The sequence below is a fragment of the Formosa bonchosmolovskayae genome (assembly GCF_051016085.1).
Taxonomy (GTDB): Bacteria; Bacteroidota; Bacteroidia; order Flavobacteriales; family Flavobacteriaceae; genus Formosa.
This window is the reverse complement of sequence record NZ_CP174605.1, coordinates 1,389,155-1,409,226: the sequence shown is the minus strand read 5'-3', so window position 1 is coordinate 1,409,226 and position 20,072 is coordinate 1,389,155. Positions and strand designations below refer to the sequence as shown.

13 protein-coding genes are annotated in these 20,072 nt (G+C 34.7%); 4 read left to right on the top strand and 9 right to left on the bottom strand.

The genetic code is table 11. The features are described 5' to 3' along the window. Nucleotides 1-42 precede the first annotated feature (42 nt). The gene (locus tag ACKC83_RS05885) at nt 43-1,536 is read right to left on the bottom strand and encodes a PLP-dependent aminotransferase family protein (RefSeq protein WP_434037362.1); all 1,494 of its coding nucleotides are present in this window, start codon (nt 1,534-1,536) and stop codon (nt 43-45) included. Nucleotides 1,537-1,605: 69 nt separating this feature from the next. On the opposite strand from ACKC83_RS05885, the gene ACKC83_RS05880 reads away from it, so the two are divergent. From ACKC83_RS05880 to ACKC83_RS05870, 3 genes are read left to right on the top strand one after another with little or no spacing between them, the layout of a single operon-like run. Then, entirely contained in the window at nt 1,606-3,426 is a 1,821-nt protein-coding gene (locus ACKC83_RS05880; protein ID WP_434037361.1) for a TonB-dependent receptor plug domain-containing protein, read from the top strand. 49 nt (nt 3,427-3,475) lie between these two features. Next, nucleotides 3,476-4,339: a cupin-like domain-containing protein gene (locus ACKC83_RS05875; RefSeq protein ID WP_434037360.1), complete on the top strand. Its 864-nt coding sequence runs from the start codon at nt 3,476-3,478 to the stop codon at nt 4,337-4,339. 42 nt (nt 4,340-4,381) lie between these two features. After that, nucleotides 4,382-4,870, top strand: coding sequence for a DUF6646 family protein (locus tag ACKC83_RS05870; RefSeq protein ID WP_414035705.1), 489 nt, complete (start codon nt 4,382-4,384; stop codon nt 4,868-4,870). 56 nt (nt 4,871-4,926) lie between these two features. On the opposite strand, the gene ACKC83_RS05865 is transcribed toward ACKC83_RS05870, so the two are convergent. Continuing rightward, on the bottom strand, nt 4,927-5,400 hold the full coding sequence (locus ACKC83_RS05865) for a regulatory protein RecX (RefSeq protein ID WP_434037359.1): 474 nt from the start codon (nt 5,398-5,400) through the stop codon (nt 4,927-4,929). A gap of 100 nt (nt 5,401-5,500) precedes the next feature. Here ACKC83_RS05865 and ACKC83_RS05860 point away from each other — a divergent pair, with 100 nt between their 5' ends. Continuing rightward, entirely contained in the window at nt 5,501-9,505 is a 4,005-nt protein-coding gene (locus ACKC83_RS05860) for a choice-of-anchor D domain-containing protein (protein WP_434037358.1), read from the top strand. Between the two features lie 7 nt (nt 9,506-9,512). Here the strand turns inward: ACKC83_RS05860 and ACKC83_RS05855 are convergent, their stop codons facing one another. From ACKC83_RS05855 to ACKC83_RS05825, 7 genes are all read right to left on the bottom strand, one after another. Beyond that, nucleotides 9,513-11,924, bottom strand: coding sequence for a TonB-dependent receptor plug domain-containing protein (locus tag ACKC83_RS05855; protein WP_434037357.1), 2,412 nt, complete (start codon nt 11,922-11,924; stop codon nt 9,513-9,515). Nucleotides 11,925-11,944: 20 nt separating this feature from the next. Next, on the bottom strand, nt 11,945-12,664 hold the full coding sequence (gene recO / locus ACKC83_RS05850; RefSeq protein ID WP_434037356.1) for a DNA repair protein RecO: 720 nt from the start codon (nt 12,662-12,664) through the stop codon (nt 11,945-11,947). Next, nucleotides 12,664-15,006 carry a two-component regulator propeller domain-containing protein gene (locus tag ACKC83_RS05845; RefSeq protein ID WP_434037355.1) on the bottom strand — a complete coding sequence of 781 codons (2,343 nt, stop codon included), beginning with the start codon at nt 15,004-15,006 and terminating at the stop codon, nt 12,664-12,666. Before ACKC83_RS05845 ends, recO begins: the two co-directional genes overlap by 1 nt. A gap of 105 nt (nt 15,007-15,111) precedes the next feature. Then, complete coding sequence (locus ACKC83_RS05840; protein WP_434037354.1) at nt 15,112-17,574, bottom strand: TonB-dependent receptor domain-containing protein; 2,463 nt, start codon at nt 17,572-17,574, stop codon at nt 15,112-15,114. A gap of 120 nt (nt 17,575-17,694) precedes the next feature. Next, nucleotides 17,695-18,036 carry an arsenate reductase (glutaredoxin) gene (gene arsC, locus ACKC83_RS05835; protein WP_434037353.1) on the bottom strand — a complete coding sequence of 114 codons (342 nt, stop codon included), beginning with the start codon at nt 18,034-18,036 and terminating at the stop codon, nt 17,695-17,697. A gap of 12 nt (nt 18,037-18,048) precedes the next feature. Continuing rightward, nucleotides 18,049-19,159 (bottom strand): peptide chain release factor 2 gene (gene prfB, locus ACKC83_RS05830; protein ID WP_434037352.1). Its coding sequence is split into 2 segments (ribosomal slippage): nt 18,049-19,095 and nt 19,097-19,159, totalling 1,110 coding nucleotides; the frame shifts between segments, so codons are not numbered across the junction. A gap of 61 nt (nt 19,160-19,220) precedes the next feature. Beyond that, a complete protein-coding gene (locus ACKC83_RS05825) occupies nt 19,221-20,069 on the bottom strand; it encodes a transglutaminase-like domain-containing protein (RefSeq protein WP_434037351.1) in 849 nt (282 codons plus the stop codon). Nucleotides 20,070-20,072 lie beyond the last annotated feature (3 nt).

Below are 20,072 nucleotides of genomic sequence, written 5' to 3'. Positions count from 1 at the left end.
TTTAATTGCGGAAGAAAATTAAAACAACCCTTTTCTAGTGCCCTAAGACAACACCACATCATAACTTATTTTTAAGGCGCGAACAACATCTGCTATTTCATCTTCATTTAGATGTCCAAATCCGAAACGAATAGCACAAGTATATTTATCCTGATAAAGAATAGTTTTTGGAATAAACACATTGTTTTGCTCTGCAACTTCGGCAAATTTAGCTAACGATATTTCAGGCTTAAACTGCAGCCAAATCGCTAATCCGCCAGAAGGTATTTCCCACCAGATTGCATCTTTAAACACCTGAGATAAATGATGTATTAAACAATCGCGTCTCTGTTTATAAATTAAAATATTCTTTTTAACCAGCCTATTAATCTCACCTTCGGAAATTAATTCGGATAGCATTTGTTCCTGAATTAAATCCCCTTGTTGGTCCAACAATTGCAAATAGTTTTTTGCTTCGGACACTAGATTTTCTGGAGCGACCACAAAGCCGGTTTGAAAACTAGGAAACAACGATTGCCCGAGCTTGCCTAGATAAATTACTAGACCGTTAGCATCGGAACTTGCTAAAGGCAACATAGCTGAACCTTCGAACTGAAAATCGTAATCGAAGTCGTCTTCAATAATAGCGAACTTATATAGTTTAGCCAATTTCATTAACTCCAATCTCCGCTGTGCACTTAAGGTTATTGTGGTAGGATAATCGCGATGCGCACATATATAAACGCACCTAATTCGTCCCTTTACAAAATGATTTTTAATATAATTCACATCTAATCCATCACCGTCTACAGGAACAGTTCTTATAGATGCTCCAGCTTGCTGAAAAATCATATTGGCCGAATAATTACTCAAATTACCCACCAAAACAACATCGTTTTGTTTAATTAATAATTGAGAAACTATGTACAGACTCATTTCTGTACTACGTGTACTTATTAAATTATTTGGCTTTATATGGAAACCCCGAGTCGCATTTAAATAATTACACAACTGATTTTCGAATACAGAATACGAGCCATCTCCCGTACGATTCCATTTTTTAATTAACGGTTTACGCTTCATCGCGGCACTGTACCACCTCGAAAACTGAAATGTAGGATGCAATCGTAAATCTGGTTTTCCGTCATTTATAACATACTCGGCTTTTGTGGCCTGTGTGGTCGACGCTAAATGCATAGAATTCTGAAAAGGAAAACCTGTAGTTTCCGAATAGGAATAGGCCTGATTATACGGATAAGCCGACGCTTTAATTGAAGCCGTTTTTTGCTCTGGAACCAAAACAAACGTTCCTTTGTTGGGAATAATTTCTACCCAACCTTGAGAAGCTAATTCGTCGTAAATTGCTACAGCCGTGTTTCTATGAATATCTAATAACTTGCTTAATACCCGTGTTCCAGGTAATACCGTTCCGCTTAATAAATAACCGCGTTGGATTAGATTTGCAATTTGTTCTGATACCTGAATATAGATAGATTTTGACTTCGTTTTATCGAAATCAATTAACTTTTTAAAAAGCGCATCAACCGGACTATTCATTGTTTTATAACTGGACTATTTTAATAGTCCGTAAAGTTACGACTTTTGTATCGTTTTTAAATTTTTAACATGACACCAACCAAAGTAATTACAGTACTAAGTATTTTAACTTCAGCTTTAGCATTTTCACAAGAGCCTGTAGTCGAGGAACAATTAGAAGAGGTGATAGTCACTTCTAGCAGAATTGAACTTCCGTTTTCTAAGAATTCGAGATCTATAAATATTATAACGTCCGAAGTGATTAAAGCTTCTGCAGCAACCAATGTTGCCGATTTGCTACAGCAAGTAGCAGGTGTAGATATTAGACGACGCGGTACTGCAGGAATGCAAGCCGATTTATATATTCGTGGTGGGAGTTTTGACCAAACCTTATTACTTATTGATGGTATTAAAGTAGACGATGCACAAACAGGCCACCATACCATGAATATGGCTTTACCAATAGAAGTTATTGAGCGTATAGAAATTATTTCTGGCCCTGCGGCCCGTGTTTTCGGACAAAATGCTTTTACTGGTGCCGTAAATATTGTGACTAAAAAACATACCGAAGACCTTGTCACTTTAGATACTCAAGGTGGTTCGTTTCATACCTTAAATGCTGCGGTAACGGCAGGTGTTAATCTAGAAGAATCTAATCATATAGTGCATGTCTCACGCAATACATCTGAAGGCTACAGACATAATACAGATTACGACAATCAGAATTATTTTATAAAAAGCACCTTCAATAAAAACAAACTACCCATAACATTACTTACTGCATTTTCAGAACGCGATTATGGTGCAAATGGTTTTTACTCTACGCCATCGGCAACCGAACAATACGAGGAAACGCAAACAAGTTTAGTTGGTGTTTCAACCAAAATTAAAAGTAACGATTGGATTATTAAGCCACAGTTGTACTGGAGACGTAATCAGGATATGTATCTGTACGACCGTAACAATCCAACCGGCTATAGAAACCTGCATATAACAAATAAAGTTGGAGCACAAGTGAACGCCTCGTATACTTCAAATTTAGGAATTACCGGTTTTGGAGTAGATGCCGCGCAAGTGTATTTAGCAAGCAATAATTTAGGAGATAGAGATCGATTAATGACTACTTTATTTTTAGAACATCGATTCAAGTTTTTTAACGAACGATTAGATGTTACACCTGGAGTTGCAGTGACCTATTACTCCGACTTTAAATGGCATGCCTTCCCGGGGATGGATGTGGGATACGAATTAAGTAATCATTTTAAACTATACGGTAATGTTGGTTATACGTATAGAATTCCTACCTACACAGATTTATATTACAGCGATCCTACAACACTTGGAAACTCTAATTTAAACCCTGAAGAAGCGGTAGCGGAAGAACTTGGAATAAAGTTCAATAAAAATAATTTTAGTGCTTCTATTGCCTTATTTAACAGAGATTCTAGAGATTTAATTGATTATGTAAAAGATAATGAAGACGATCTTTGGCAAGCCACAAATATTGCAGAAGTGAATACTAAAGGAATTGATGTGTATGCAAACTATAACTTTCAAATTGGAGCATACATCCAAGGCTTAAATGCGTCTTACACCTATATAGATGACGAAATTCAGCAAACAGAAGCCAACTTTTCAAAATATTCTATAAACTCTTTAAAGCACCATTTTGTAACCCGTTTTACATCTCAATTTTTTAAAAACCTCTCGCAGACTGTTGTCTACAAATATGCCGAACGGACTTCTGGCGAGAGCTATTCTGTGGTAGATGCTAGTGTAAATTATACGTTTAGCGCCTTCGAATTTTCATTAATTGCAAGCAATATTTTTAACACCGAATACACCGAAACCAACTTAGTACCAATGCCTAAAGGAAACTTACTATTTGGCTTAAAATACAATTTTAGATAAAATAATTATCTTACAATTTATTAACTTGCAGGTTTAAGCAATTATACTTTTGGAATTAAATCTTCAAGACATACCGCGCGTAAAAACCATTAGCAAAACGGATTTTATAACGCATTATTATAAACCGCAGAAACCTGTAGTTATCGAGCATTTTATAGACGATTGGCCAGCATACTCTAAATGGAGTTTGGACTATATAAAATCTGTTGCAGGCGATAAAATTGTACCATTATACGACGACAGACCTGTGGATTATAAAGATGGTTTTAACGAACCTCATTCCAAAATGAAAATGAGTGAATACATCGATTTACTCAAACGAGAACCTACTAAGTACAGAATATTTCTTTGGAATATTTTAAAAGAAGTTCCGCTACTTCAAAAGGATTTTACGTTTCCAGATTTTGGTTTACGTCTAATGAAAGGCTTTCCCATGCTTTTCTTTGGAGGTAGAGATTCGTTTACTTTTATGCATTACGATATTGATTTGGCTAATATTTTCCATTTTCATTTTGAAGGAAAAAAGAAGGTAATCTTATTCGATCAGGACCAAAACAAATACCTGTACAAGGTCCCACATGCCTTAATTACCAGAGAAGATATCGATTTTAATGATCCTGATTTAGATAAATGGCCTGCTTTAAAAAAAGCTAAAGGGTATAAAACCGAATTAAACCACGGAGAAGTATTATATATGCCCGAAGGTTACTGGCACTATATGCGATACATTACACCTGGATTTTCTATGAGTTTACGCGCCGTTGCAAAACGTCCTAAAAACTTAAGTAAAGCCCTTTACAATGTGTTTATTATGAGAAATTATGATAACTTAATGCGACGCATAAAAGGTCAGGATTGGATAGATTGGAAAAACAATCAGGCTGTAATAAGAACTTCTAAATTTAATTCTTAAGTTTCGTCATAAAACTTATATTTGCCTCAAAATTAAGAACCCATGAAAAATCTATTTATTATCGCATGTCTATGCGTAGTTTCATTTGCAAATGCTCAAGCTTTTAAAGGAAAAGGTGATCAGAAATTTCAAATCGGAGCAAGTTTTCAGGACAACGGAACTGGAATAACTGGAACTTACGACTTAGGTATGGGCGAAAATATTTCGTTTGGTGTAGCAACCACATACTTGCTAGGTGTTAACAACAATTTAGATGCCGATTTTGGAGAGCGTTTCGACATAAAAGCTCGTTTTAATGCGAATTTATCTTCTGTAATTGGTATAGATGAATTAGACGTTTACCCTGGATTAAACTTCAGTTTAAATAACTTTGGTGCTCATGTTGGAGCGCGTTATTTCTTTTCTGAAGGTTTTGGAGTATATTCTGAAATCAATTTTCCAATTGCGAAATATGACACAGGTTATTTAACTTCAGAAGAAAAATTAAACAATCAATTTGTATTTAATATAGGTGCTTCTTTCAATTTATAAGTCGTGTCTTTCTAAAAATATCTAAGGAGTTTCAATATATTTTGAAGCTCCTTTTTTTATTTAATCAATTCATTCACCTTCTCGTAAACCATAGGCGATTCCCAACCCCTGTACAATAAATAGTCTGCTAGCTTTTTCCTTTTTTTATATTTATTAGACTCTTTTATTAATTCACATTTACGTATAGCCAAAGCATCAAACACACCATAGTAATCCAACTCGTCTAATTCTTTAAGACCTGTTTGTATATTGAATTTACTAATTTGCCTACGTTTTAACTCCATAGTTAAACGGTTTCTTCCCCAGTTTTTAAACTTAAACTTACCCCGAACATATGCCTTTGCAAAGCGCTCTTCATTTAAAAAATTATGATTTAACAAATGCACTATAACCGCATCTATGGCCTCTGGAATCATGCGCATACTTTTTAATTTTTCTTGCACTTCTTTATGGCAACGTTCTTGGTACGCACAGTAATATTCCAAGGCAGATTTGGCTTCTTCGACCGTATACGTTTTATGAGTTTCCATGCTTAAATTTTAAAATATTTTTTTGTAATTACTTGATTTTCAGTGTTTTTTATTTTATTTTTAGATAAATCCCCTAAGAATTCAAATATACGTTACCACGATGAAACTAAGTTATACTACTACAATAGTATTATTTTTATCTGTGATATCTTTAGGATTTTCCCAATGTTTATCGGATAATTTTAATACAAACTATGGAAATTGGACGGAATCGGACACTTACCTTTCATCTCTAGCTGGAAATGAAGGAGATGGTGTTGGGTTTAATAATGCAAACGACTTTATTGTTACAAGTGTTGCAATTACAAACCCAGAAAGTATACAATTTAGTTTAGCACGATCTTCTGCTTCTGCCCAAAGAACACTAAGCATTCAATATAGTACTACAACGTCAGGCCCTTGGATAGAAACGGATAATATAACCGTAGGACAAACCACTGAAACGCATCAATTATTCTCCTTCAACTTAAATTTAACAGGCGATTATTATATCCGTGTTATAATGACACAAAGATCGGGTGGCTCTTATTATTTAGACGACATTTCTATTTTTTGTAGCGGAGCAAACGCTCCCGAGATACAACTTTTAGATGAATTTGGGAACCTCCAAAATTGTGGGTTTTCAATAGATTTTGGAAGTATAGCCGTAAATGCAACTACACAAAAAACAGTCATCATAAAAAACACGGGAGATATCAATCTAATCATTTCGTCCTTAACGCTACCTTCTCATTTTTCGGTGACTACACCAACATTCCCTGTTAGCATTTCGCCAAATACAGATACCTTACTTACCATTGCATTTAATCCCATAACTTCCGGGAATAGCAATGGTACTTTACACATTTTAAATTCAGATTCTAATGAAAGCGACTGCACCATTTTACTAACGGGTCATGCCTTTGCACCCGCTCCTGAAATTGATGTAGAGCGCAATACCGATGCCTCTATTCCGAATGGTTCGGAATCCAGTACTGGATACAACACTGTTTTTGCTTCTACCATTGTGGGAGAGACAACAGCTTCAAAATTATATTATATTCATAATGAAGGGCAATTAGATTTACTTGTTTCAGACATCACGTCCTCTAACCCAACAGAATTTCAAATAACCGTAAATCCAAGTCATTCCACAATTTCTAGTCAAACTAAAATGCCATTCGAAATTCAATTTTCGCCTTCATCTTCAGGTATCCGTACTTCTACTATTAGTATTACAAATAACGACGCAAACGAAGATCCTTATACTTTTGAAGTTCAAGGCACAGGAAAATGTTCTTCAGCACCACTTTTAGCACAACCTAGCAGTGGACCACCAGGAACCATTGTAACCATAACAGATTCTAATTTCGGAACAGCAACTACAGCTAACATTAATGGTATTGTAGCAGAAATAAATATAATTTCAGACACTAAAATGGAAGTTAAGATACCTCCAAATGCAACTTCCGGAACCCTAAGTATAACGAATGATTTGGGATGCAGTAATGCCACAAACTTCAACCTTATTGCTTTAAAAGCTATTGACTGCGACGGGAATAATGCCAATACCCCAACCAATCTCTTTATTAGCGAAATTACCGACCACCCTAGCGGATCTCATTCTTATATCGAGATTTATAACGGTACTGGATCTGCTGTAGACATGGAAGATTACAGTATCGAAATTCATTATAACGGCTCCACTATACAAGACATTATGTTTGAAGAGGCTACTTTAAATAATCAAGATGTTTTTGTGGTTGCTTTTGGTGCAGGAGATGCCGAAAATTCCAATGCTACGCACGGGTACGATCACGTAAGTACGCTAGTTGGAATTAACAACAACGACAATATTCGCTTATTGCACAATGACAATTGGATAGATTTATGGGGAAATACTTCCGGATCACCTTTCACTATTTCACAAAAAGGTTATACTTATAGACGCAAAAATAACATCCAAAATGCACCAAGTACAACATGGAATCAGAACGATTGGGAAGCTTTTCATACGGTAGATTATACTGATATTGGCACTTATAATTTTTATTCGGGAATTCCTCCGTCTATTTTAACGCAACCTACAAACAACAGTTTGGGCTGTAGTTTATATGTTGAATTCTCGACAGTCGCAGAAGAAGGTTTTATTGGACAAAAACAATTGCAATATCAATGGTATTACAATCCTCCCGAAAGCGATATTTGGACGGAAGTTATCGACGACCTTAATCACGATGACCCCCAAACATCGACCTTAAAAATTTTAAATACGATTGAAACCAATGGCAACCAATATTATTGCAGGATACTGGAAGATTCCAACTTATGTTATACCGCAACAGCTACGGTTAAAGTTTCTGTCAAGGAAAGTATTTGGACAAATACCGGTTGGCAGAATAACATAGAACCAAACGTAAATTCTTTTACGGTTATTGATTATGATTATAATACGGTTACAAACGGAAACATTACCACATGTGGCCTGTATATCCCACTAGGAAAATCGTTAGTTATTGATACTGAATCTTATGTAAAAGTGATTAATAAACTGCACGTCGAAGGTGAATTAATTGTAAAAAATAAGGGCTCTTTTGTACAAGAAGACGACTCTGAGATTATAAATTCCGGTGTAATTACGGTTGAGAAAGAAACTGCTGTTTTAAACGCTTGGTACGAATACACCTACTGGAGTGCTCCCGTTGCTAATGAAACATTCGACCCCGTTTTTAATAATTCTCAACGATTATATTGGTATAACGCGTCTAACTTTGTCGATATTTATAAGGAAGAAAACAATAATAACGCCCAAGTACTAGGCCAAGACAATGTAGACGATAATGCGAACGATTGGCAAGCTATTGAAGACAATACAGATATAAAAAGAACCGATAATTTATTTCCAGGAGTTGCTTATGCCGCAACACACTCTGAATTAAATTTTACACCAGGAGCAAAATACACCTACTCTTTTTCCGGAAACTTTAACAACGGCACCATACTAACAGCTGTAGCAAGAAATGATGAATCACATTTAGACACCAATTTTAATTTAATAGGAAACCCCTACCCTTCGGCCATAGATGTTACAGCATTTTTCCAAGCGAATGTACACTCTATCAATGCCAATGGAACTCTAGAAGGCGCCATTTATTTATGGTCTCATGACACCCCGCCATCGGATACATTTAATGGAAATGATGTCTATAATTTTAGTCCTTCAGACTATGCCATAATTAATGGTTCCGGATCGATTGCTGCTCAAGAAGGCACCGGTACAAAACCGGATAATTATATTCCGTCTTGTCAGGGCTTTTTCATTCAATTTTCAGACAATTATCCAACATCTACAGGACATGTAGTTTTTAATAATGCTATGCGCGTAACAGATAAAAACACACAGTTTTTTAGAACTTCAAAATCTAATAAATTGTGGATTAATTTAACTTCAGATAACGGTGTTTTCAGTCAGACGTTAGTAAGTTATATTTCTGGAGCAAAAGACGAATACGATGGTAGTTTTTATGATGTAGACACTTACATTTCTAAAGATGTTACGGCAAAATTATATACAACCATGCCTAATACAGATAAAGCATTTAGTATTCAAGGCAAAGCGTTACAGAGCATTAATAAAGATGAAAAAATAAATTTAGGATTGCACCTTTCTATTAAAGTACCTACAATTTATAAACTATCTTTAGATGATTTTGAAGGCGAATTTATATCTCAAAACGAATTGTTCCTGGAAGACACTTTTTTAAACACGTATCACGATTTAAAATCTTCACCCTACACGTTTACATCCGAACCGGGAACCTTTAACAATCGCTTTAATATCACCTTTAAAGCACCCACGTTAAACCTTGAAACAGTTGATAATACTTCATCACAATTCGAAATCATTCATTTGCCCACAAACGACATTATATTTAATCTCGAATCGGACCACATTAAAATGCACACTATAGAGATTTATAATATGCTGGGTCAGAAAATCCAGCATATAAAACCTCAAACAAATCGTAATATTTTTAATGCCATTTCGTTAAACCAAGGAACCTACATTGCTTCTGTGAGCTGTAATAATTCAGTTTATTTTAAGCGTAAATTTATTAAGAAGTAATGCTCCTCTATAGTGCGTACTTCACTGCCAAAATTAAGTTTCTTCCTGCACCCGAAATACCCGAAGAATAAGGTCGGTAACGCTGATCTGTGATGTTTTCCAAACTTGCAATTACGCTAAGATTTGGATTGAATTTATATTGCGTGCGTAAATTAAAAGTATACCAAGACGGTGTATAGGGATTCCCGTCCTCATCGGAGGCATACATATAATCTTTACTCTGTTCTGATGGAGCTAAATCGTTATAAGACATCTTATCATTATACATGGCATAGGCATCGATAGTAAATTTATTATTCTCCCATGTAATATGTGTGTTTCCAAAATCTGGTGCGGCATGTCTCAAAGGCAACTCTTCCTCATTTTCTAACTCATAACCTCCAACCACATTATATTGCGACGTTAATTTTACACCTTTAGCTAACTGAACAAGAATTCCCACCTCGAAACCATAAATACGAGCCTCGGCAGCGTTTTGCATAGATTGCACTCGGCTAGATTCTCCGTTATAATCGATGTAAGAATTGCCATCTAGTTCGGAGTCTCGACGCACCAATGCATCATCTAAAAACGTATAATAAGTTGCGGCATCTATTATAACTTTATCTTCAAAATTTAAGCGGACACCTAAATCTCCAGTATAGGCATATTCTGGATCTATATCATTATTTGGTACAACGACTGCGCCTGGCTCAGAATCGAAAACTTTACCAATATCGTCTATATTTGGCGCTCTAAAGGCTGTCGAAAAATTTAATTTCCACTGAATTATTTCGGCAGGAATCCAACTAATTCCAGCCGTTCCTGTTAATGCCCCTGTATTCACATCTGTCGATTCGAATGGTAAGTTTAGGAATACATTATTTTCTTTAAAATCTGCGTGAGCTAAAACATGATTATAGCGTAATCCTGTTTGCAAAACAAATTGAGAACTCGGTTTATATTTAAAATTGGTATACACAGACATCGAAGACCAATCGGAATCGTTTGGATACCTGGACAGTGCCGTTATAATCGTATTATCGTCTATATTTTCCTGTTCACCAAAGGAGTTAACTTTATTATAAACATACTCTACACCGTAAAACAATTGGGTCTTTAAACTAAGTTGTTTCTCGAAATCTATATTGGCAGAGATAGCATCTACGTCTTCATTTGTAGAATTTCGAAGTGGTGATTGGTAATCTCTATCAATCCTACTTTCTTGAAAATTCTGATAAGCTACATTGGCTTGAAACTTATCGAAAAACATAGAATGACTACTTAATTTAGTGACTTGCAAATTAGACATAAACCAACGTTGTGGCCCATAATTCCATTCGGCCGAACGCAATTCATCACCTTTATATCGGATTAACCTGTCGTATCTAGAATAATCTGAAGTTGTAGAATAATACAATCCTAGATCGAAATTTAAATCGTTTCCTGGCTCAAATCGCACCTTTTGCATAAGATTTATTTGGTCGTACCCTGTTGGTACCTGAACTTTAGGATTTGGATTTGCAACAATATTGTCTACACCATTTTGTGTAACTACATATTCTGGCCTTAAGTAATCGTCTGGACCGTGACTTCCCATTCTTAAGTCGTCGAAATCGGTATAACTCACACTACTTAAAAACGCCCACTTTTTCAATCCGATGTTAAAATCTAAATGACCTGTTTTTTCATCATTTGCGGTTGCATAACGAGCCACAGCATTCGCCGAGAAATCCATTTCATCGGTATAAGACAGTTTTGGTTTTTTAGTATAAAAACTCATAACTCCACCAATGGCGTCACTACCATAAACTACCGAACCAGCACCTAAAATCACCTCTGTATGTTCGATTGCAAAGGGATCTATCGAAATTACATTTTGTACATTTCCTGCTCTAAAAATGGCATTATTCATGCGAACACCGTCTACTGTAATTAATAATCTGTTTGTAGACAAACCACGAATCATAGGGCTTCCGCCTCCCAGTTGGCTCTTCTGAATATACACATTACCAGTATTTTCAAGCAAATCTGCGCTAGTTTGCGGATTATCGAACGTGATTGCTTCGGCAGAAATGGATGCTATTTTTTGAGGAATATCGCGTTTGCCTTGCTCGAATTTTGAAGCTGAAATAACAACCTCATCAAGTCCTTCGGTTAAAGGTTCTAGGGACACACTTAAAACTGACTTTAATTTTAATTTTTCGATCGAAAAATACTGAAAAGATAAATGTTTAAAGAAAAGTATTTCATTACCCTTAAACTTATCAAGTGACACCACACCATTTAGATCTGATATTTCACTCTGTGATTTATCGGCATTATAAATAGCAACACCAGAAATAGATTCGTTGGTTTGGCTATTTAAAACGGTAATATTTTGAGAAATACTTGAAAGGGAAATGAGGAAAAAAAATGCGAAATGTAATTTTAAATTCATACAGAATCTTTGGTCGGTTATTAATTAAATACTTGATTAAAAATGGCTAATGATTTTGGTTTTTTAAAATGACCAAGGTGTAATTCGTAATACAGAAGCAATAGGTCTAAAACCGATTGTCGTTGTTTGGAACCCATTTTAATTGTTTTTAGGTCATCAAAAAGCATGCCTAATAGAAGCTTAAAAATCTTTAAATCCTCTCCAGTTACAGAATAAATGCTTGTAGACTGTTTCTCGAATTGACCGGTACTTAAATTAAAGTAATTATAGTGTATGTTGGTCGTGTCTGGATAACACCCAAGGAACTTTGTTAAATGCACCAAAAACACCAAATGAAAGTTAGCTGAATCGGTTGTATTATCTAAAATATTTAAAGAAGACTCGATATATTCAAACAGTGCTTCGTTTGCTTCTTCCTCTTTTAAAGCCATTGCCAAAACATCGGCAATAAACATAACAATAGCACTCTTAACAACCTCGGTATGAAGCGTGGCATAAAGGGTATTAATTTTTACGTCTTTTAAAGTTTGTAATGATCTATTATCCTTAATATCTGCTTCGATTTGTATTTGAGAAAGCAACTGAAAATAAGCTACTTTAGCATTTCCCTTTCTACTTTTTAAGACACCTCGTAACAAGAAACTAACCACTCCAAAATCTTTGGCATAACAACGCACTATAAGATCATTATCGCGATACTTTAATTTGGATAAAACAATGGCAGGAGAAGAATAAAACATTATCGAATAACCATTAATTTAAGCACTTTCGTTTCGAAAGTTTCGGTATCCGAAAGCATAATTAAATACACTCCAGAACGCACTACATTATTAGCTAAATTTTTACCATTCCAAAATGCCGTTCCACCATCAATTTCTAGATTTGAACCTCCAAATCTGGAATTTACATTGGCTTGAGCTTCTGCAACTAAATTCCCTTCAACATCTGTGATTTTTATATTTACGCGATCTGTTAACCCTTTAATTTTAACAAGCTCGTCTACGATATTAAATGTTGGACGCACTGGATTTGGATACACATAAGCATCGTTATAATCGTCTTTAGTTTCTGAGCTTCCGGAATAAAATGCGACTAAACCACTTTCTGTAGCTATAAATACTTTTCCGTTGGAATTATCGATACTAATATCGGATATATTATTTGAAGGAATGGGAGAATTATCTTTTGTAAAATGATAAATGGTTTCTTGTCCATCTGAAGAAAAGTAATAAACACCAGACCCGATTGTACCGATCCATTTATTATTAGAGCCGTCAACTTCTATACTCGTAATATATTCTTGGTCTAATAATTCTTTAGCAATACCGTCGTCTAGAATGATAATTTCACTTACCTGAACATTAGGATCTGTAAAGAAAGAAGATGTATTATAGAGCACTCGCAAACCTCTTCTAGTACCAATCCATAATTGATTACTTTTATCTAAAGCTAAGGCAGATACTTTGTTATCAGGCATATTTTCAGATTCATCTCTTATGCCCTTAATCTTTGGGTTTCCTGAATTATAATCGTAACCAATTAAACCATATTTAGTACCTCCCAACCAGAATACTCCAGCATTATCTATTACAACGTCCGAATAACCAGCCTCTGCACTGGCTGCATTTCCATATAAATCTTCAAAACTATATGATTTCCATTGATTGGAATTTGGGTCGTAAGATTTTAATGGATTTAACACTAGGCCACTTAAGGTCCATAAAAGCCCATCGTTATCGAAAGTAGAAGCGTTTACAAAAACACTTTCTGTAGAGCCATCTACAGGTTCTAACCCACTATTATTAGCATCAAATAACATTGTACTAAAATCATTATCTACCTCTAATACGCCATCGATCTGAGAACTTATAAATACCTGACTAATTTTATTAGGATTAATACTTATTGTATTTAAACTTCGTGCACCTAAAATACTATCTGTTGGAATATTAGACCACGTATTATTTTTAAAATGACTAATTCCTCTAGTTTTTAATGAAGGATTATACGGATTAAACGTGGCTGAATAATCCCCATAGGTAACCCACGTATTGTTATATGCCGCTTTTATAGAAAAAGGAATATTCATTAATGGTCCGTTAGGACGAATTTCCATAAACACATTAGGATTTGCAATCGGAGTTTCTAAAATTCCTAAACTGCTGGAACCAATATAAAAACTATCGATTGTAGTAATAGCCGCAGTAAAGTTGGTTTCTAGATTAGTACCCTTATTCACCTCTGCTATTAAATTGAAATTTTCATCGTATAAATACACCAGGTTTTGGGTAGTTATAACAAGTTCGTTATTGGCAGACTTTACATCTAACGGGTAACTTGAAAATTGTTTTAAATTACTAAGTGTAGTGTTTTCTATTCTAAAAAGGACTCTGTTAGTATTTACAGCATAAACATTACTCGATACAGCCTCTACGGCAACAAAACTACCACTCGCAATTTTAGTCCATTGCTTATAATCGATTAAATTACTGTTACTAAGTTCTGCTCGTTTTAGTCCGGCTTGATCAAGTCCTGCAGCGAAAATATACCCATCGGAAATAGTGGTTTGAGAAATAATACTTTGTGCTCCAAAATCACCTATAAAAAACGTGTCTCCAAATTCTAATCGATTTAGGTTATAAACCGAAATCCCATAATTGGTTGAAATATAGAGTTGCCCCATATATTCATTAAAATGGTTAATCCTTTTACTTGTTGGAGGTATGGCTGGCTTATCAACTATATCTACAACGTGTAACACCCTTGAATCTTCTTCTAATAGAATATCTATTAAACCATTTTCATACCCGATAACTAAAGCTTTAAATTCTGCACTATAATGTAGTGTCGAAATCAATTCTCCAGTCAGTCCCTCTATAGTAGAGAGTATATTTATTTCCTGAGTTACAATATCATATGTAAATACCGCATTTTCCGATGCCACATAGATTTTATTCTCGCTCGCCGTTACATCTTTTATGGTATGATATGAAAAATGCCCTTCCCAACTATCTGAAAAATCTTGCGCCCATGTAATTAAAGGGCAAACGAATAAAATAAGGAGAAGAATTCTTTTAAACATATATGATTTTTAATATTTCAAATATATTTATAAGTAACGAGTTTTTATGGTAAAATAATATATTAAAGAAAAAAAGCTTCCCGTTAGGGGAAGCTTTAAAAATTTTTAACCTTCAAAATCCATATCGTCTCCATCTCCTTCTCGCTCTCCGCGTTCCTGACGACTCTTTTGCTGATTGAAACGGTATGTAAATGCTACATTAAACGAGCGTTCTCTTCGTTGATATTCGCTATCGCTAATGTATGTTTCTGTTGTAGAAAGTGTACTTCTTTTCATAGAATTAAACACATCGTTAACATTTAATGTTATAGATGCATTTTTGTTAAACACCTCTTTACTAAATGCTAAACCACAATAAAACATGCCGTCTGTTTCATTCTGAGCATCTTCACTTGGACCTCTATACATAAGTCGCGTTTGCCATTCTATATCGGCTGGCAAGGTAACTTTGTTATTCAACCTAACAAACCAACTTAGGTTATCTGCATCAAAATTAATTCCGTTATAATCGCCTCGAGTTATAGAGTTAAAGAAATTAAAATTCGCATTCATGTTCCATTTCTTACTCGCTCTATACGTAGTTGTAAACTCGAAACCATAGCGATCGTTTGTTGCTAAGTTAATTGGCGAACGCTTAATTACAGGTATTTCTGTTCCTCCTACAAGTACTGTTTCCCCAGTGGCTTCAGATATAAATGTAAATACATCTGTTGAATGTTGGAAGTACACAGAACTATTTAAAGTCAGTTTCCCTAATTGATTTAAATATCCTAAATCTACAGAAGAAGAATAACTTGGATCTAAATCCGGGTTACCTTGAAATAAATTTGTAGCACTACTTCTAGACGGGAATGGATTTATATATCTTGATCTTGGTCTTCTAATCCTTCTATTGTAACCAAACATGATGCTCTGGTCTTCAGAAATCTCGTAACCTAAATTTACTGTTGGAAACAAGCCTAAATAATCTTTCTTTTCGTAATCATTACTAGTAACTTGATCTATAGTAATTCCTGTAGATTCCATACGTAGCCCTAATAAGTAAGAAAATTTATCTTTTATTTTATTACCATATTGGCTATATACCGCATTAATACGCTCTTTGTAAATTAAATTATTGCTCACGTCTGTATCGACTACAAAGTCCGAACCATCATTAAAAGCTAACGTATAATCTGTATCTAAAGTATTGAAATTCCCACGGTATCCGAACTCAAACTGACCATCTTCTCCAATAGGCAATACATAATCTGCTTGTAACAAAACCTCTTCTTGATTTTCTAAAGTTCTTACTTTTTCTGTATCAAATCCATTTTCAGTAATAAGAGAATTTTCGTCTTCTGTAGTATCTTCATACTGGAAATCGAATGTTAATTTATGTCCTGGAGCATCAAACTGCTTATCAAAATTCAATGAATACTGGATCGTTTTATCATCTTCACTCTCTGGATCGAAACGCAAAGTTTCATTTATTGTATTTCCTAAATTATCTACTTCGAAAATATTATTTGTCGTATTCGAATTGTTGTCATTATTTTTATAAAATACAGAACCTGTTAAAGACGTATTATCGGTGATGTACCATTCTACTCCCAGGTTAGTATTTATTCCTTTTGTAACTCTGTCGAAATCTCTGTATTCATTTAAATAAGTATCTGGAAGGTCATTTATAATATTACCTTCATCATCAAATTCATAATTAAAATAGTCTGTTTCGGTAGAAGAATTTCCAGGAGATTCTCTATACGAATATCCTGTAGTATTAAAGAAGTTAAAATCGCCTGTTCTGTAATTTACATTTCCAGAAATCCCCGCCATATCTGGATATCCAGCATTCGCTGTAATAGAACCGTTAAATCCTTGTAGTTTACTTCGTTTTAGAATGATATTTAAAATACCACCTGTTCCTTCTGCATCATATCTAGCAGATGGAGACGTAATTACCTCAACACGTTCTATCGCATCTGAAGGCAATTGGTTTAGCGCGTCTGTAGAATTTAAACCAACTAAACCTGATGGTTTTCCATTAATAAGAATTGTAACGTTATCGTTCCCTCTTAATGCAACATTTCCTTCAACATCTACAGAAACTGAAGGCACATTATCTAAAACATCGCTTACTGTACCACCACTAACCGTTAAATCTTGGCCTACGTTATAAATCTTTTTATCCAAACGGATATCTACTGTCGTTTTTTCGGCAATAATTTCAACCTCAGCTAAAGACTCCGTATCTAAAGCCAAAACTATAGTTCCTAAATCGGTGTTTTGTGATAAATTTTTATTTTGAATGGTTTGCTTTTTGAATGAAATATATTCGAAAGATACATTATAAACACCCATCGGAACAGGAATACTAAATTTTCCATTCATATCTGTAATCCCTCCTGTTACTACGCTATTGTCTTTACTATTTCTAAAGGCAACTGTTGCATATTCTAAAGGTTGCTTAGTTTCTTGATCAATAACAACACCCGTTATTTTAACGTCTTTGCCTGATTGTGCTTGAGTATTAAAGCAAATTACCAAAATAAGTAGACTGAAAACTACTTGTTTTATCAAATTCATAAATTTATCTTTTAATTAAGTAAGACCACAAAGAACGAATTTGGTTTAGTCAATTTTAGTTAAAAGGTTGTTAAAACAAAAAAAGCCTATAATTGAAGAGTTAATTATAGGCTTTTAAATTTATAAAATTTTAGTAATGTCTTGAGGAGGCCTACCAATTACGGCTTGGTCCCCATTTACAACTATTGGGCGTTCTATAAGTTTAGGATGCTTTATCATGACTTCGACAATTGCCTCGTCTGTAAGGTTTTCGTCTCTAAAATTCTCTTTCCAAATCGCTTCATTTTTACGAACCAAATCGATTGGCATAATGTCTAATAAATCGATTATATGTGTAAGTTCGGCTTTAGTAGGAACATCTTCCAAATATTTTACAATTGTAAAAGGTTTTCCTGAAGCTTCCAAAATATCTAGAGCCTCGCGAGATTTACTGCATCTGTTATTGTGATAAATTGTAATCATAATTAATTGTGATTATAAGTTATTAGTATCTTCTGTTTTTTGTCCCATCATCATTAAATAGGCTTTTAAAAAGGCATCTATATTTCCGTCCATTACTGCATCTACATTACCGGTTTCGTGAGCTGTTCTAACATCTTTAACCAATTTGTAAGGATGCATAACATAGTTTCGAATTTGACTTCCCCACTCTATTTTCATCTTCCCAGCCTCAATATCTTCTCGTTGCGCCAATTGTTTTTGCAATTCGATTTCGTACAACTGAGATTTCAACATTTGCATTGCTCTAGAGCGGTTATCGTGTTGTGAACGCGTTTCTGAACATTGTATTTGAATACCTGTGGGCTTATGTAAAAGTTGCACTTTAGTTTCAACTTTATTCACATTTTGACCTCCTGCTCCACTAGAACGGGCCGTGGTAATTTCAATATCTGCTGGATTAATATCAATTTCAATGGTATCATCTACTAACGGATACACATAAACCGAAGCAAAACTAGTATGACGCTTGGCATTACTATCGAATGGAGAAATACGCACCAAACGATGCACGCCATTTTCGCCTTTTAACCAACCGAAAGCAAAATCGCCTTCAAGCTCTAAGGTCACCGTTTTTATTCCGGCCACGTCGCCAGCTTGATAGTTTAACTCTTTGACTTTAAATCCGCTTTTTTCCGCATACATTAAATACATGCGCATAAGCATATTTGCCCAATCGCAACTCTCTGTACCTCCTGCTCCTGCTGTAATTTGAAGCACCGCACTTAAGCTATCGCCTTCTTCAGACAACATGTTTTTAAACTCGATATCTTCCAAAAGTGTTTGAGCCTTATTGTAATGAGCTGTAACCTCTTCTAGACTTGTATCTCCTTCTTTGTAGAATTCGTACATAACTTCCAAATCGCCAACTAAGGCCGTGGCAGTATTAAAATCTTCTACCCATTTCTTTTTAACACGAAGCGATTTCATAATCACTTCTGCGGCTTTAGAATCGTTCCAAAAATTAGGATCGAAGGTTTGCTCTTCTTCGTTTTGTATCTCTATGAGTTTGACATCTATGTCAAAGATATTGCCTTAACGAGGTAAGGCGGTGTGACAGATCTTTTATTTGATCTAAGGTTATCATATTCTTTTTATTTTACTCAAAAGTACTACACTTTTTTTCAAAAAATAAATCTTAAGGTAGATTATTGTTCATAGGTAACCTCTACGGTATGTTTAATTTTTTTACCTCCAAGGGAAAACAAAAATTGTTTAGAAGGTTCGCAATCATTATAATCTTGTCCGTGTGCAATTTTTACATGATTATGATTTACCAATACATTATTTATAGGATCGAAACCTACCCAACCTAATTTTGGAACATAGACTTCTGCCCATGCATGAATTTGAGAATCGTTAAAAAAATCGTTGTCTTGACGGAGATACCCCGAAACATAACGTGCAGGCACATTATTTTGTCTGATAATAGCTAAAAACAAGTGCACAAAATCTTGACTACCCGCCTGCTTCTTATCAAGAACATCTTTTAAATTTATGTCTCGTTCTGCGATTTCTTTATTAAAAATTAGATGGTTATATATCCAAGAATTTAATTGTATCACATTATCCAAAATGTGTTTAGAAGTGTCAAACTCAAAAATATTTAAATGTTCTTTTGGTAAACGTGTAAGCGTTGTATTAATTAAAGAAGCTTCAAAATCTACTTTAAAACCTAATGTACTTATTGTTTTATAATCGTCTTCGACCTTAGAAGATGGATCGACTTTAACCGCTTTAACTTTAGCTTTTTTCATTTTAAAAACAGCTTCAAAACGCATGGTTTCGAAAGGCTTTTTATAATGAATCTTTACAGTTTCAAAATCATATCCGTTTATAGATTTTTCTATCGGACAGTCTAACGAAGCACTAAATTTACTAGAAACCAAATCTTGGGTTTCATTATTTTGGGGGATAATTAAGAACTGCCAAAAAGCTTCGAAAACTGGGTTTTCATAAATATTTTCGGCAGTATATTTTATTGTATAATTGAACATCTT